The sequence below is a fragment of the Luteimicrobium sp. DT211 genome (assembly GCF_049844995.1).
Taxonomy (GTDB): Bacteria; Actinomycetota; Actinomycetes; order Actinomycetales; family Cellulomonadaceae; genus Luteimicrobium.
Genome location: NZ_JBNCMC010000002.1, coordinates 184,311 through 197,008, shown reverse-complemented (window position 1 = coordinate 197,008; position 12,698 = coordinate 184,311). Strand labels below are relative to the sequence as shown.

The 12,698-nt window shown below is 73.2% G+C and carries 12 protein-coding genes; 3 read left to right on the top strand and 9 right to left on the bottom strand.

Annotated features, from left to right (window positions below; translation table 11 throughout):
• Nucleotides 1-43 precede the first annotated feature (43 nt).
• From zwf to pgl, 3 genes are read left to right on the top strand one after another with little or no spacing between them, the layout of a single operon-like run.
• Nucleotides 44-1,585, top strand: a complete 1,542-nt coding sequence (gene zwf / locus ACLQ14_RS05045; RefSeq protein ID WP_425810539.1) for a glucose-6-phosphate dehydrogenase — start codon at nt 44-46, stop codon at nt 1,583-1,585.
• Nucleotides 1,582-2,505 carry a glucose-6-phosphate dehydrogenase assembly protein OpcA gene (locus ACLQ14_RS05040; protein ID WP_425810537.1) on the top strand — a complete coding sequence of 308 codons (924 nt, stop codon included), beginning with the start codon at nt 1,582-1,584 and terminating at the stop codon, nt 2,503-2,505. Before zwf ends, ACLQ14_RS05040 begins: the two co-directional genes overlap by 4 nt.
• Complete coding sequence (gene pgl, locus ACLQ14_RS05035) at nt 2,502-3,263, top strand: 6-phosphogluconolactonase (RefSeq protein WP_425810535.1); 762 nt, start codon at nt 2,502-2,504, stop codon at nt 3,261-3,263. Before ACLQ14_RS05040 ends, pgl begins: the two co-directional genes overlap by 4 nt.
• An 89-nt stretch (nt 3,264-3,352) precedes the next feature.
• Here the strand turns inward: pgl and ACLQ14_RS05030 are convergent, their stop codons facing one another.
• The 9 genes from ACLQ14_RS05030 to uvrC all read right to left on the bottom strand — a co-directional run bounded on the left by ACLQ14_RS05030 (nt 3,353) and on the right by uvrC (nt 12,680).
• Nucleotides 3,353-3,700 (bottom strand): RNA polymerase-binding protein RbpA, encoded by a 348-nt coding sequence (locus ACLQ14_RS05030; protein WP_425810533.1) that lies wholly within the window; start codon nt 3,698-3,700, stop codon nt 3,353-3,355.
• Between the two features lie 112 nt (nt 3,701-3,812).
• Nucleotides 3,813-4,055, bottom strand: a complete 243-nt coding sequence (gene secG, locus ACLQ14_RS05025; RefSeq protein WP_425810531.1) for a preprotein translocase subunit SecG — start codon at nt 4,053-4,055, stop codon at nt 3,813-3,815.
• 169 nt (nt 4,056-4,224) lie between these two features.
• Entirely contained in the window at nt 4,225-5,016 is a 792-nt protein-coding gene (tpiA, locus tag ACLQ14_RS05020) for a triose-phosphate isomerase (protein WP_425810529.1), read from the bottom strand.
• A 45-nt stretch (nt 5,017-5,061) separates the two neighbouring features.
• A complete protein-coding gene (locus ACLQ14_RS05015) occupies nt 5,062-6,267 on the bottom strand; it encodes a phosphoglycerate kinase (RefSeq protein ID WP_425810526.1) in 1,206 nt (401 codons plus the stop codon).
• A 142-nt stretch (nt 6,268-6,409) separates the two neighbouring features.
• Nucleotides 6,410-7,417, bottom strand: a complete 1,008-nt coding sequence (gap, locus tag ACLQ14_RS05010) for a type I glyceraldehyde-3-phosphate dehydrogenase (protein WP_425810524.1) — start codon at nt 7,415-7,417, stop codon at nt 6,410-6,412.
• A 246-nt stretch (nt 7,418-7,663) separates the two neighbouring features.
• A complete protein-coding gene (gene whiA / locus ACLQ14_RS05005; protein ID WP_425810522.1) occupies nt 7,664-8,644 on the bottom strand; it encodes a DNA-binding protein WhiA in 981 nt (326 codons plus the stop codon).
• A 25-nt stretch (nt 8,645-8,669) separates the two neighbouring features.
• Entirely contained in the window at nt 8,670-9,635 is a 966-nt protein-coding gene (locus ACLQ14_RS05000) for a gluconeogenesis factor YvcK family protein (RefSeq protein ID WP_425810520.1), read from the bottom strand.
• 1 nt (nt 9,636) lies between these two features.
• Entirely contained in the window at nt 9,637-10,575 is a 939-nt protein-coding gene (rapZ, locus tag ACLQ14_RS04995) for an RNase adapter RapZ (protein WP_425810517.1), read from the bottom strand.
• The gene (gene uvrC / locus ACLQ14_RS04990; RefSeq protein WP_425810515.1) at nt 10,572-12,680 is read right to left on the bottom strand and encodes an excinuclease ABC subunit UvrC; all 2,109 of its coding nucleotides are present in this window, start codon (nt 12,678-12,680) and stop codon (nt 10,572-10,574) included. Before uvrC ends, rapZ begins: the two co-directional genes overlap by 4 nt.
• Nucleotides 12,681-12,698: the final 18 nt, after the last annotated feature.

The window sequence follows — 12,698 nt, the reverse complement described above, 5'->3', positions numbered from 1 at the left end:
CCCCGACCCCCGCGACCACCGCACGAGAGGACCACCAGACCCCGTGAGCCCCGTCAAGATCAGCGCAGGGAACAACCCGCTGCGCGACCCCCGCGACCTGCGCCTGCCGCGCATCGCGGGCCCCTGCGGCCTCGTCATCTTCGGCGTGACCGGAGACCTGGCGCGCAAGAAGCTGCTGCCCGCCGTCTACGACCTCGCCAACCGCGGGCTCCTGCCCCCGGGCTTCGCGCTCACCGGGTTTGCCCGGCGCGAGTGGGACAACCAGGACTTCGCCAAGGTGGTGCACGACGCCGTCAAGCAGCACGCGCGCACCCCGTTTCGCGAGGAGACCTGGAAGCAGCTCGCCGAGGGCATCCGCTTCGTCCAGGGCGAGTTCGGCGACGAGGAGGCGTTCGAACGGCTGCGGACCACCGTCGAGGAGCTCGACCGGGACCGCGGCACGAACGGCAACCACGCCTTCTACCTGTCGATCCCGCCGAGCGCCTTCCCCGAGGTCTGCGAGCAGCTCTCGCGGTCCGGGCTGTCCCACTCGGGCCCCGACGCCTGGCGCCGGGTGGTCATCGAGAAGCCGTTCGGGCACGACCTCGAGTCGGCCCAGGAGCTGTCCGGCGTCGTGTCGAAGGTGTTCTCCCCCGACTCGGTGTTCCGGATCGACCACTACCTCGGCAAGGAGACCGTCCAGAACCTCCTGGCGCTCCGGTTCGCGAACCAGCTCTACGAGCCCATCTGGAACTCCAACTACGTGGACCACGTCCAGATCACGATGGCCGAGGACATCGGCATCGGCGGGCGCGCCGGCTACTACGACGGGATCGGCGCGGCGCGCGACGTCATCCAGAACCACCTGCTGCAGCTCCTGGCGCTCACCGCGATGGAGGAGCCCCTCAGCTTCGACGCCGCCGACCTGCGCGCCGAGAAGATCAAGGTGCTCTCGGCCGTCCGGCTGCCCCGCGACCTCGGCAAGCACACCGCGCGCGGCCAGTACACGCACGGCTGGCAGGGCGGCGAGGAGGTCGTCGGCTACCTCGAGGAGGAAGGGTTCAACCCCGAGTCCACGACCGAGACGTTCGCCGCGATCCGCGTCGACATCGACAACCGGCGCTGGGCCGGCGTCCCGTTCTACCTGCGCACCGGCAAGCGCCTCGGGCGCCGCGTGACCGAGGTCGCCGTCGTCTTCAAGCGGGCGCCGCACCTCCCCTTCGAGTCGTCGCAGACCGCCGAGCTCGGGCACAACGCGCTCGTCATCCGCGTGCAGCCGGACGAGGGCGTCACCATCCGCTTCGGCGAGAAGGTACCCGGGACGGCCATGGAGATCCGCGACGTGACCATGGACTTCGGCTACGGGCACGCGTTCACCGAGTCGTCCCCGGAGGCGTACGAGCGCCTCATCCTCGACGTGCTCCTCGGCGACCCGCCGCTGTTCCCGAGCGAGGAGGAGGTCGAGCTCTCCTGGAAGATCCTCGACCCCGTCGAGCACCACTGGGCGTCCAAGGGACGTCCGGAGCCCTACCGTTCGGGCACCTGGGGGCCCGCGTCCGCCGACGAGATGATGGCCCGCGACGGCCGTGCCTGGAGGAGACCATGATCGTCCACCTGCCCGAGACCACCGCGAACGACGTCGGCAAGCGCCTCGTCAAGCTTCGCGACGAGGGCGGCGCGGTCACGCTGGGCCGCGTGCTCACGCTCATCATCCGGGTCGGCGAGGACGACCTCGAGGAGGCCGTCGAGGCGGCGAACGACGCGTCGCGCGAGCACCCGTGCCGCGTGATCGTCGTCTCCCCCGCCGGCCGGGACGACGCCGACGCGCGGCTCGACGCCGAGATCCGGGTCGGCGGCGACGCCGGCGCGAGCGAGGTCATCCTCCTGCGGCCGACAGGCCCCATCGTGGAGCACCTCGACACGCTCGTGACGCCGCTGCTGCTGCCCGACGTCCCGATCGTCGTGTGGTGGCCGGCCGACGCGCCCGCCGACCCGTCCGCGGACGCGCTGGGCGCCATGGCGCACCGGCGGGTCACGGACTCGACCAAGGACGCGTCCGCCGAGGAGATGCTGCGCCGGCTCGCCGCCGAGCACCAGCCGGGCGACACCGACCTCGCCTGGGCCCGCGTGACCCTCTGGCGAGGGCTCATCGCGGCCGCGCTCGACCAGCCACCGTTCGAGTCCGTCAGCTCGGTCACGATCGAGGGCGAGAGCGGGCACACGTCGATCGACCTCCTGGCGGCCTGGCTGCGCCTCCGGCTCCGCTGCCCCGTGACGGTCCGGCGCCACCGCGAGGCCGACGCCATCACGAAGGTCACGCTCGAGCGCCGGAGCGGGCCGATCGTGTTCGACCGTCCCGACGGCCGCGTCGTGACGATCTCGCAGCCCGACCAGCCCGACCGCCACGTCGCCCTCCCGATCCGCCTCCTCAACGAGGCCCTCGCCGAGGAGCTGCGCCGGCTCGACCCCGACGAGACCTTCGGGGAGGTCCTCACCAAGGGCCTCGCGAAGCTCGACGCGGCATGACGGCCGACCACCGCGTCGTCGTCCACCCGGACGCCGACACGCTCGCCGAGGCGGCGGCCGCGCGCCTGCTCGTGCGTCTGACGGACCTCCAGTCCGTCCAGCCCGAGACGCACGTGGTGCTCACCGGCGGGACCGTCGGGATCAAGACGCTGGCGGCCGTCGCGGCGAGCCCGCTGGTCGACGCCGTCGACTGGTCCGGCGTCCACCTGTGGTGGGGCGACGAGCGCTTCCTGCCGGACGAGGACCCGGACCGCAACGAGACGCAGGCACGCGAGGCGCTCGTCGACGCGCTCGTGTCCGGGGGCGCGCTGCCCGCCGACCACGTGCACGCGATGCCCCCGGCGGGGGCGTACGCGACGCCCGAGGAGTCGGCCGCCGCGTACGCGGCCGAGCTCGCCCGGTTCGCGCCCGACGGCGCCGCCGCGCCCGCGTTCGACGTCCTGATGTTCGGCATGGGTCCCGACGGGCACGTCGCCTCGTTGTTCCCCGGCCACCCCGCCCTCGACGTGAGCGGGACCGCGACCGTCGGGGTGCACGGCTCGCCCAAGCCGCCGCCCGAGCGCGTGTCGTTCACGTTCGAGACGATCCGCGGGGCGCGCGAGGTGTGGGTGGTCGCTGCGGGGGCCGAGAAGGCCGACGCCGTCGCCCGGGCGCTCGGGGGCGACGACGTGCACGGCACGCCGGCCGCGGGCGCGACCGGGTCGGAGCTCACCCTCTGGCTCGTGGACGCCGCGGCCGCCGGTCAGGGCGCGGCCTGACCGTACGCACGACGACGCCGGCGCCGGGTCCCCACGGGGATCCGGCGCCGGCGTCGTCGTGCGTACGGTGCTCGTGCGTTGCGGAGCGCTCAGCCGCCGCGGCGGGCGCGCAGGGCCGCGAGGGCCTCGTCGAGGAGCGCGGCGCCGTCGGCGTCGCTGCGGCGCTCCTTCACGTAGGCGAGGTGCGTCTTGTACGGCTCGTTGCGCGGCGCCTCGGGCGGGGCCTCGCGGTCGGGGCCGGCGGGCAGCCCGCAGCGCTGGCAGTCCCAGGTCGCGGGGACCTCGACCTCCGCGTCGAGCGCGAACGCGGGCCTCGTCTCGTGCCCGTGCGCGCACCAGTACGACACGATCAGCCGCGGGGCGACGTCGCCCCGCTCGGTCTCCCCCAGCGGCCCCGCGCCGACGCGCGAGCCACGGATGGCGTGTCCCCCAGCCACTACGGCTTCTCTTCTCCCTGCGGGCGTCGCGGCGTCCTCGAGCGACGATGCCCGGGCTCCGCAGCGCGGTGTTCCGATGACGGCGCCGGAGCGCCGCGTCAGCCGATGCGGATCAGCTGGTCTTCTGGATGAGGCCGAGGAGCACGATCGACGCCGTCCAGACCAGCGCGATGATGACCGTGATGCGGTTCAGGTTGCGCTCGGCGACGCCCGAGCTGCCGGCGCTCGAGCTGATGCCTCCGCCGAACATGTCGGAGAGGCCTCCGCCCTTGCCCTTGTGGAGCAGCACGAGGAGCACCAGCAGCATGCTCGTGAGGACCAGGAGGACCTGGAGGGTGATGCGCAGTACGTCCACGTGAAGTGTTCCTCGCGTTCCGGTGTGTCGAACAGGACAAGAGTAGGCGAGCCGGAGCGGTTCCGGCGAACACGCCGCCCCCCGGACGGCGGCGGGGCAGGGCCGCCCGCCGGGCCCGCGGGGCGAGCCGCGGGCCGGCGGGTGACCCTCGAGGGTCGGTCAGCCCGGGTCAGCCGGCGTGCGACTGGTAGCGGACGATCTTCGCGAACTCCTCGGGGTCGAGGCTGGCTCCCCCGACGAGCGCCCCGTCGACGTCCGTCTGCGCCATGATCGACGCGACGTTGCCGGACTTGACGGAGCCGCCGTAGAGGACGCGGACCGCGTCCGCGACGTCGGCCGAGTACAGCTCGGCGAGCCGCCCGCGGATCGCGCCGCAGACCTCCTGCGCATCCTCGGGGGTGGCGACCTCGCCCGTGCCGATCGCCCAGACCGGCTCGTAGGCCACGACGGCCTCCGCCGCCTGCTCCGCGGTCAGGCCCTCGAACGCGCCGTCGACCTGCGCGAGCGTGAACGGCACCTGCTCGCCGGCCTTGCGGACGTCGAGGCCCTCGCCGACGCAGATGATCGGCACGAGGCCCTGACCGAACGCCGACTTCGCCTTGGCGGACACGGTCGCGTCGTCCTCGGCGTGGTACTGGCGGCGCTCGGAGTGGCCCACGACGACGTACGAGACGCCGAGCTTGGCCAGCATGACGGGCGAGATCTCGCCCGTGTACGCGCCGTCGGTGTGCGCCGAGACGTCCTGTGCGGCGTACTTCACCCGGAGCTTGTCGGCGTCGACCAGCGTCTGAACGCTCCGCAGGTCGGTGAACGGCGGCACGACGACGACCTCGACGGTCTCGAAGTCGTGCTTCGCGTCCTTGAGCGTCCACGCGAGCTTCTGCACGTGGTGGGTGGCCTGGAGGTGGTCCAGGTTCATCTTCCAGTTGCCCGCCATCAGGGGCGTGCGGGTGGTGGTCACGGGGTCCTTCTCTCTGGGGGTGCGGGTCGCGTGCGGTGAGGGGGGTCAGGCGCCGAGGACGGCGAGCCCCGGCAGCTCCTTGCCCTCGAGGAACTCGAGGCTCGCGCCGCCGCCGGTGGAGATGTGGCTGAAGCCGTCCTCGTCGAAGCCGAGGAGGCGCACGGCCGCGGCGGAGTCGCCGCCGCCCACGATCGTGAACCCGCCGTCCGCGGTGGCAGCCGTGATCGCCTGGGCGACCGCGCGCGTGCCTGCGGCGAACTCCGGGAACTCGAACACGCCCATCGGGCCGTTCCAGACGACGGTCTTGCCGTCGGTGATCTTGCTCGCGAACAGTGCGGCCGAGTCGGGGCCGATGTCGAGGCCCATGGTGCCGTCGGGGATGGCGTCCGCCGGGACCGTGCGGTGCGGTGCGTCGGCCGCGAACGAGTCCGCGGCCTCGATGTCGGTCGGCAGGACGATCTCGACGCCGCGCTCGGCGGCCGTCGCGAGGTAGCCCTTGACCGTCTCGACCTGGTCCTCCTCGAGCAGCGAGGAGCCCACCGGGTGGCCCTGCGCGGCGAGGAACGTGAAGAGCATGCCGCCGCCGATGACCAGGCGGTCCGCCTTGGTGAGCAGGTTCGCGATCACGCCCAGCTTGTCCGAGACCTTCGAGCCGCCGAGCACGACGACGTACGGTCGCGCGGGGTCCTCGGTCGCCCTGGACAGCGCCTGGACCTCCTTGAGGACCAGCTCGCCCGCGGCGGCCGGCAGGACCTTCGCGACGTCGTACACCGACGCCTGCTTGCGGTGCACGACGCCGAACCCGTCCGAGACGAACACGTCGGCGAGCGCGGCGAGCTCGCCCGCGAGCTCCTCGCGCTCCGCGTCGACCTTGCTGGTCTCGCGGGCGTCGAAGCGCACGTTCTCGAGCAGCGCCACCTGGCCGTCGCCGAGGGCCGCGACGGTCTCCTGCGCGGAGGTGCCGACGACGTCGGCCGCGAGGGCGACGTCCTGGCCGAGGAGCTCGCCGAGGCGCTTCGCGACGGGCGCGAGCGAGTACTGCGGGTCCGGGGTGCCCTGGGGGCGGCCCAGGTGGGCCGTCACGACCACGCGCGCGCCCGCCTCGACGAGCCCGCCGAGCGTGGGGAGCGACGCGCGGATGCGGCCGTCGTCGGTGATGGTCGCGCCGTCGAGGGGCACGTTGAAGTCGGAGCGGACGAGGACGCGCTTGCCGCGCAGGTCGCCGAGGTCCGCGATGGTCTTGACTGCCATGGCTGCTCCTAGAGGGGGCCGGGGTGTTGAGGTCACCGCACGACGATGCCCGCGCCGGGCCGAGGCGTGAGAGCCGCGGCCCGGCGCGGGCATCGGTGCTACGGGTGTCGCGCAGTCAGTCGCACGACGGGCACGTCGAGCGTCAGGAGAGGCGCTCGCCCACGTACACCGTGAGCGCGACGAGGCTGTTGGAGTAGCCCCACTCGTTGTCGTACCAGGAGACGACCTTCACCTGGTCGCCGATCACCTTGGTGAGCTTCGAGTCGAAGATGCTCTGGTGCGGGTTGGTGACGATGTCGCTCGAGACGATCTCGTCGTCCACGTACTCGAGGATGCCCTTGAGCGCGCCCTCCGACGCGGCCTTGACGGCCGCGTTGACCTCGTCCACCGTGACCTCCTTGGAGGCGGTGAAGGTGAGGTCCGTGGCCGAGCCCGTGATGACCGGCACGCGGAGCGCGTAGCCGTCGAGCTTGCCCTTGAGCTCCGGGAGCACGAGGCTCACGGCCTTCGCGGCGCCGGTGGACGTGGGCACGATGTTCTGCGCGGCCGCGCGGGCGCGACGCAGGTCCTTGTGCGGGCCGTCCTGGAGGTTCTGGTCACCCGTGTAGGCGTGGATCGTGGTCATGAGGCCACGCTCGATGCCGATCGAGTCGTTGAGCGCCTTGGCGAGCGGCGCGAGGCAGTTCGTCGTGCACGACGCGTTGGAGATCACGTGGTGCGCGGCCGGGTCGTACTGCGTGTGGTTGACGCCCACGACGAAGGTCGCGTCCTCGTTCTTGGCCGGGGCCGAGATGATGACCTTCTTGGCGCCGCCGGCGATGTGGGCCTTGGCCTTCTCGGCGTCCGTGAAGAAGCCCGTGGACTCGATGACGACGTCCGCGCCGACCTCGCCCCAGGGGAGGTTCGCGGGGTCGCGCTCCTCGAAGACACGGATGGCCTTGCCGTCCACGATGATGCTCTCGGCGTCGAAGTCGACCGACTTCGGGAAGCGGCCGAGCACCGTGTCGTACTTCAGCAGGTGCGCGAGCGTCTTGTTGTCCGTCAGGTCGTTGACGGCGACGACCTCGATGTCCGCACCCGACGCGACGAGCGCGCGGTAGAAGTTGCGGCCGATACGACCGAAGCCGTTGATACCGACGCGGATGGTCACTATGCCCTCCTCAGGGCGCGCCGGTTCTGCTCCGACGCACACGGTTGTTGTCGAACGTTGTCGTACATCGGCGTACGCGGGGGGTGACCCTGACCGAGCACGCACCTCGAGCCTCGTCCGAGGTTCGATGGTGGGTTTTCGCAGGTCTCCCGACCCCCAAAGCCTATACCCGGTGTGACCTTGGTCGCCCCGTGGTGTCCTGCAGGTGAGACGAGCCAGGCCGGTCGGCGGCACCGGGGCACGGCGTCACAGCTCGAGCATGTCGGGGCTCAGCCCGGCCTCGGTGTCGGGCACGCCGAGCTCGGCGGCCCGCTTGTCGGCCGTCGCCAGCAGGCGCCGGATCCGGCCGGCCACCGCGTCCTTGGTCAGCGGCGGGTCGGCGATCTGCCCGAGCTCCTCGAGCGACGCCTGCTTGTGCGCGAGCCGGAGCTCGCCCGCCTCCCGCAGGTGCTCGGGCATGTCGTCGCCCAGGATCTCGAACGCGCGCTCCACGCGCGCCCCCGCCGCCACGGCCGCCCGCGCCGAGCGGCGCAGGTTCGCGTCGTCGAAGTTGGCCAGCCGGTTCGCGGTGCCGCGGACCTCGCGCCGGGTCCGGCGCTCCTCCCAGACGAGCACCGTGTCGTGCGCGCCGAGCCGCACGAGCATCGCGCTGATCGCATCGCCGTCGCGGATGACGACCCGGTCGATGCCGCGGACCTCGCGCGCCTTGGCCTGGATCCCGAGCCGGCGCGCGGCGCCGACGAGGGCGAGCGCCGACTCCGGACCCGGGCACGTCACCTCGAGCGCGGCCGACCGGCCCGGCTCGGTCAGCGAGCCGTGCGCGAGGAACGCACCGCGCCAGGCTGCCTCCGCCTCCCCCACGCCCGCGGACACGATCTGCGGGGAGAGCCCGCGCACAGGGCGGCCCCGCGCGTCGAGCAGGCCCGTCTGCCGGGCAAGCGACTCGCCGTCGCGCACGACGCGGACGACGTAGCGCGTCTGGCGCCGCAGCCCGCTCGGCGACACGACGATGACGTCGCTCGAGTGCCCGAAGACCTCGAGGATCGCCTGGCGCAGGCGCCGCGCCGCGGCCGCCGTGTCGAGCTCCGCCTCGATGACGATGCGCCCCGAGATGATGTGCAGCCCGCCCGCGAACCGCAGGGTCGCCGAGACCTCGGCCTTGCGGTAGGACGTGCGGTCCACCGCGAGTCGTGCGAGCTCGTCCTTCACCTGTGCGGTCAGCGCCATGGGAGCATCCTGCCACCCACGCTCGTCAGGCCCGCGTTCCGACGTCGCCCCAGAACCCGTCGAACGCGTCCTGGTACGCGCTCGCGAGCCGCAGGGGGTCGTGGCGGGCGCTGCCGTCGCCGCGGCTCACCTGGCGCAGCAGCAGGCGCGCGCCCATGCGGTCCGCGGCCCGGGCCAGCCGGTCGGTGTCGTCGACCGCCGTGGGGTCGGCGACCACGGCGTCCACGCGCAGGTCGGGGGCGTACCGGTGCAGCAGCTCGAGGTGCTCGGTCGGGCCGAGCCCGTCGGTCTCCCCCACCTCGGGCTCCAGGTTGAGCGTCACGCAGCGCCGCGCGGACGTCTCGTGGAGGGCGGCCGCGAGGTCGGGCACGAGCAGGTGCGTGATGACCGAGGTGTACCAGGACCCCGGGCCGAGGACGACCCAGTCGGCGGCCCGGACGGCGTCGATCGTCTCGGCGCACGCTGCGGCGTCCGACGGCTCCATCCGCAGCTCCTCGATGGGACCCGGCGCCTTCGCGACCCGGCTCTGGCCGCGGACGGTCACCAGCTCGCCGTCGACCCGGCAGTCCGCCTCGATCTCGAGCGGCACGGAGGACATGGGCAGCACCCGCCCGTGGACGCCGAGCAACCGGCCCACCCAGTCGAGCCCCTCGACCGTGTCCCCGAGGATCTGCCACAGCGCCACGATGATGAGGTTCCCGACGGCGTGGTGGTCGAGCTCGCCGTCCGAGCTGAAGCGGTGCTGGAGCAGGTCGCGCCAGGTCCGCCCCCACTCCGAGTCGTCGCACAGCGCCGACAGCGCCATGCGGAGGTCGCCCGGCGGGAGCACCCCGAGCTCGGCGCGGAGCCGGCCGGACGAGCCGCCGTCGTCGGCGACCGTCACGACGGCCGTCAGCTGTTCGGAGAGCAGGCGCAGCGCCGCGAGCGACGCCGACAGCCCGTGCCCCCCGCCGAGCGCGACGACCGCGGGGGACGCGCTGCGTGGACCCACCTCACTCCTTCCCGAGGTCGCGTGCCGTGACCAGCACCCGCTCGCCGCGGCGCCGCAGCCGCACGGCGAGCTCCTCGGCGATCGCGACCGAGCGGTGCTTGCCACCGGTACACCCGACCGCGATCGTCACGTACCGCTTCTCCTCGTTCAGGTAGCCCGCGAGCACCGGCTCGAGCGCCCAGACGTACCGGTCGACGAACTCGAGCGCGCCCGGCCGGGCCAGCACGTAGTCGCGGACGGGCGCGTCGCGCCCCGTCAGGTGCCGCAGCTCGGTGATCCAGTACGGGTTCGCGAGGAACCGGACGTCGACCACGTGGTCGGCGTCGAGAGGGAGCCCGTACTTGAACCCGAACGCCACGACGTTGATCCGGAGGGTGTCGGGGGCGCCGTCGGCCACGGCGGCACGGACCTCGCGCGCGAGGTCGTGGACGGTCAGCTCGGACGTGTCGATCGCGACGTCGGCGCGCTCCTGCACGCGAGCGAGCAGGCGCCGCTCCGCGGCGATGCCGTCGAGCACCCGGCCCTCGCCCTGCAGCGGGTGGGGCCGGCGCACCTGCTCGTAGCGGCGCACCAGCACCTCGTCGGACGCGTCGAGGTAGAGGATCCGGTAGAACACGCCGGCCTGGCGCAGGTGGCCCAGCACCTCCTCCAGGTCCGAGAAGAACTCGCGCCCACGCGCGTCGACGACGGCCGCGATCCGCTCGACCGACGACCCCGACCGGGTCATCAGGTCGACCAGCGGGACGATCATGCGCGGCGGCAGGTTGTCGACGACGTACCAGCCCAGGTCCTCCAGGGCGGCGGCGGCGCGCGTCCGCCCGGCGCCGGACATCCCGGTGACGATGACGACCTCGCGCTCGGTCGCCTCGGGCGCCGGCGTCGCGGCCTCGACCGCGGGGATGCCGACGGGGACGGTCGAGGGGTCGGGCTCGTGGCTCATCGGTCCAGCATGCCAGCGGACGACGGCTCCGGGGCCAGCGCCGCGACGACCGCGCGCGCCGTCGACTCCCCGATGCCGGGAACCGTCGCGATCTCCTCGGCGGTCGCGGCCCGCAGCTTCTTGACCGACCCGAACGTCGCGAGCAGCGCCTTGCGGCGCGCCGGGCCGAGGCCCGGGACGTCGTCGAGCGCCGAGACGGTCATGCCCTTGCTGCGGCGGCTGCGGTGGTAGGTGATCGCGAACCGGTGCGCCTCGTCGCGGACGCGCTGGAGCAGGTACAGCCCCTCGGACGAGCGCTCGAGGATGACCGGGTACTCCTCGCCCGGCAGCCAGACCTCCTCGAGCCGCTTCGCGAGGCCGCACAGCGCGACGTCCGTGACCCCGAGCTCCTCGAGCGCACGCGCCGCGGCGGCGACCTGCGGCGGGCCGCCGTCCACGACGACGAGGTTGGGCGGGTACGCGAACCGGCGCGGACGGCCCTCCTCGTCGAGCGGTGCCGGGCCCGCGACCGGGCCCGACGAGCCGGTGACGTCGGTCGCCCGAGGCGTGGGCGCCGCCTCCTCCTCGACCGAGTCCAGCTCGACGTCGGAGACGCCGTCGCGCGCCTCCAGGTAGCGGCGGAAGCGCCGCGTCAGGACCTCGTGCATGGCGGCGGTGTCGTCGCGCGCGCCGTCGCCCTCCGGGCCGCGGACGGCGAACCGCCGGTACTCGCTCTTGCGGGGCAGGCCGTCCTCGAAGACGACCATCGACGCGGACTGGTAGGTGCCCTGGTTGTGCGAGATGTCGTAGCACTCGATCCGCAGCGGCGCCGTCTCGAGGCCGAGCGCCTCCTGGATCTCGCGGAGCGCCTGGGAGCGCGTCGTCAGGTCGCCCGACCGGCGCGTGCGGTGCAGGGCCAGCGCGTGCTCCGCGTTGGTCCGGACCGTCCGGGCGAGCTCGGCCTTGTCGCCGCGCTGGGGGACGCGCACGTCCACCCGCGCCCCCCGGAGCCCGGACAGCCACGCCACGACCTCGTCGTGGTTGGACGGCAGGACGGGGACCAGCACCTCGCGCGGCACGGCGTCGTTCGTGCGGGCGCGCCGGGCGTCGGCGTCCCGGTCCGCGGTCCGCCCGCTCCGGCGGACGGCCGACCGGTCCGCGTCCGCGACCGGCCCCGCGGGGCGGTCGCCGTCGGCACCGTAGACCTGCTGCAGCAGGTGCTCGACGAGCTCCGCGTCCGTGACGTCCTCGACCTTCTCCACGACCCAGCCCCGCTGCCCGCGGATGCGCCCGCCGCGCACGTGGAACACCTGGACCGCCGCCTCGAGCTCGTCCCCCACGAGCGCGAACACGTCGGCGTCGGTGCCGTCGCCCAGCACGACGGCGTTCTTCTCGGTCGCGCGCTCGAGGGCCTGGATGTCGTCGCGCAGCCGCGCCGCCTGCTCGTACTCCATCGACCCCGCGGCCTCCTGCATGCGCGCCGTGAGGCGCTTCACGAACCGCGCCGTGTCGCCCGCCATGAAGTCGCAGAAGTCCTCGGCGAGCGCGCGGTGGTCCTCGGGGCTGATCCGGCCCACGCACGGGGCCGAGCACTTGTCGATGTACCCGAGCAGGCACGGCCGGCCCGTCTGCTGGGCGCGCCGGAACACGCCCGACGAGCACGTGCGGACCGGGAAGACCCTCAGCAGGAGGTCGAGGGTCTCGCGGATCGCCCACGCGTGACCGTACGGGCCGAAGTAGCGCGTCCCCGGGCGCTTCGCCCCGCGCATGACCTGGGCGCGCGGGAACTCCTCGCCCAGCGTGACCGCCAGGTACGGGTAGGACTTGTCGTCCCGGTACTTCACGTTGAACCGCGGGTCGAACTCCTGGATCCACGAGTACTCGAGCGCGAGGGCCTCGACCTCGGTCCCGACGACGGTCCACTCGACCGACGCGGCCGTCGTCACCATGGTCTGCGTGCGCGGGTGGAGGTTCGCGACGTCCTGGAAGTAGTTCGCGAGCCTCGACCGGAGGTTCTTCGCCTTGCCGACGTAGATGACCCGGCCGTGCTGGTCGCGGAAGCGGTAGACACCCGGGTCGGTCGGCACCTCACCCGGGGCAGGGCGGTACGTCGCGGGATCGGCCATACGGACGAGCCTAGTAGC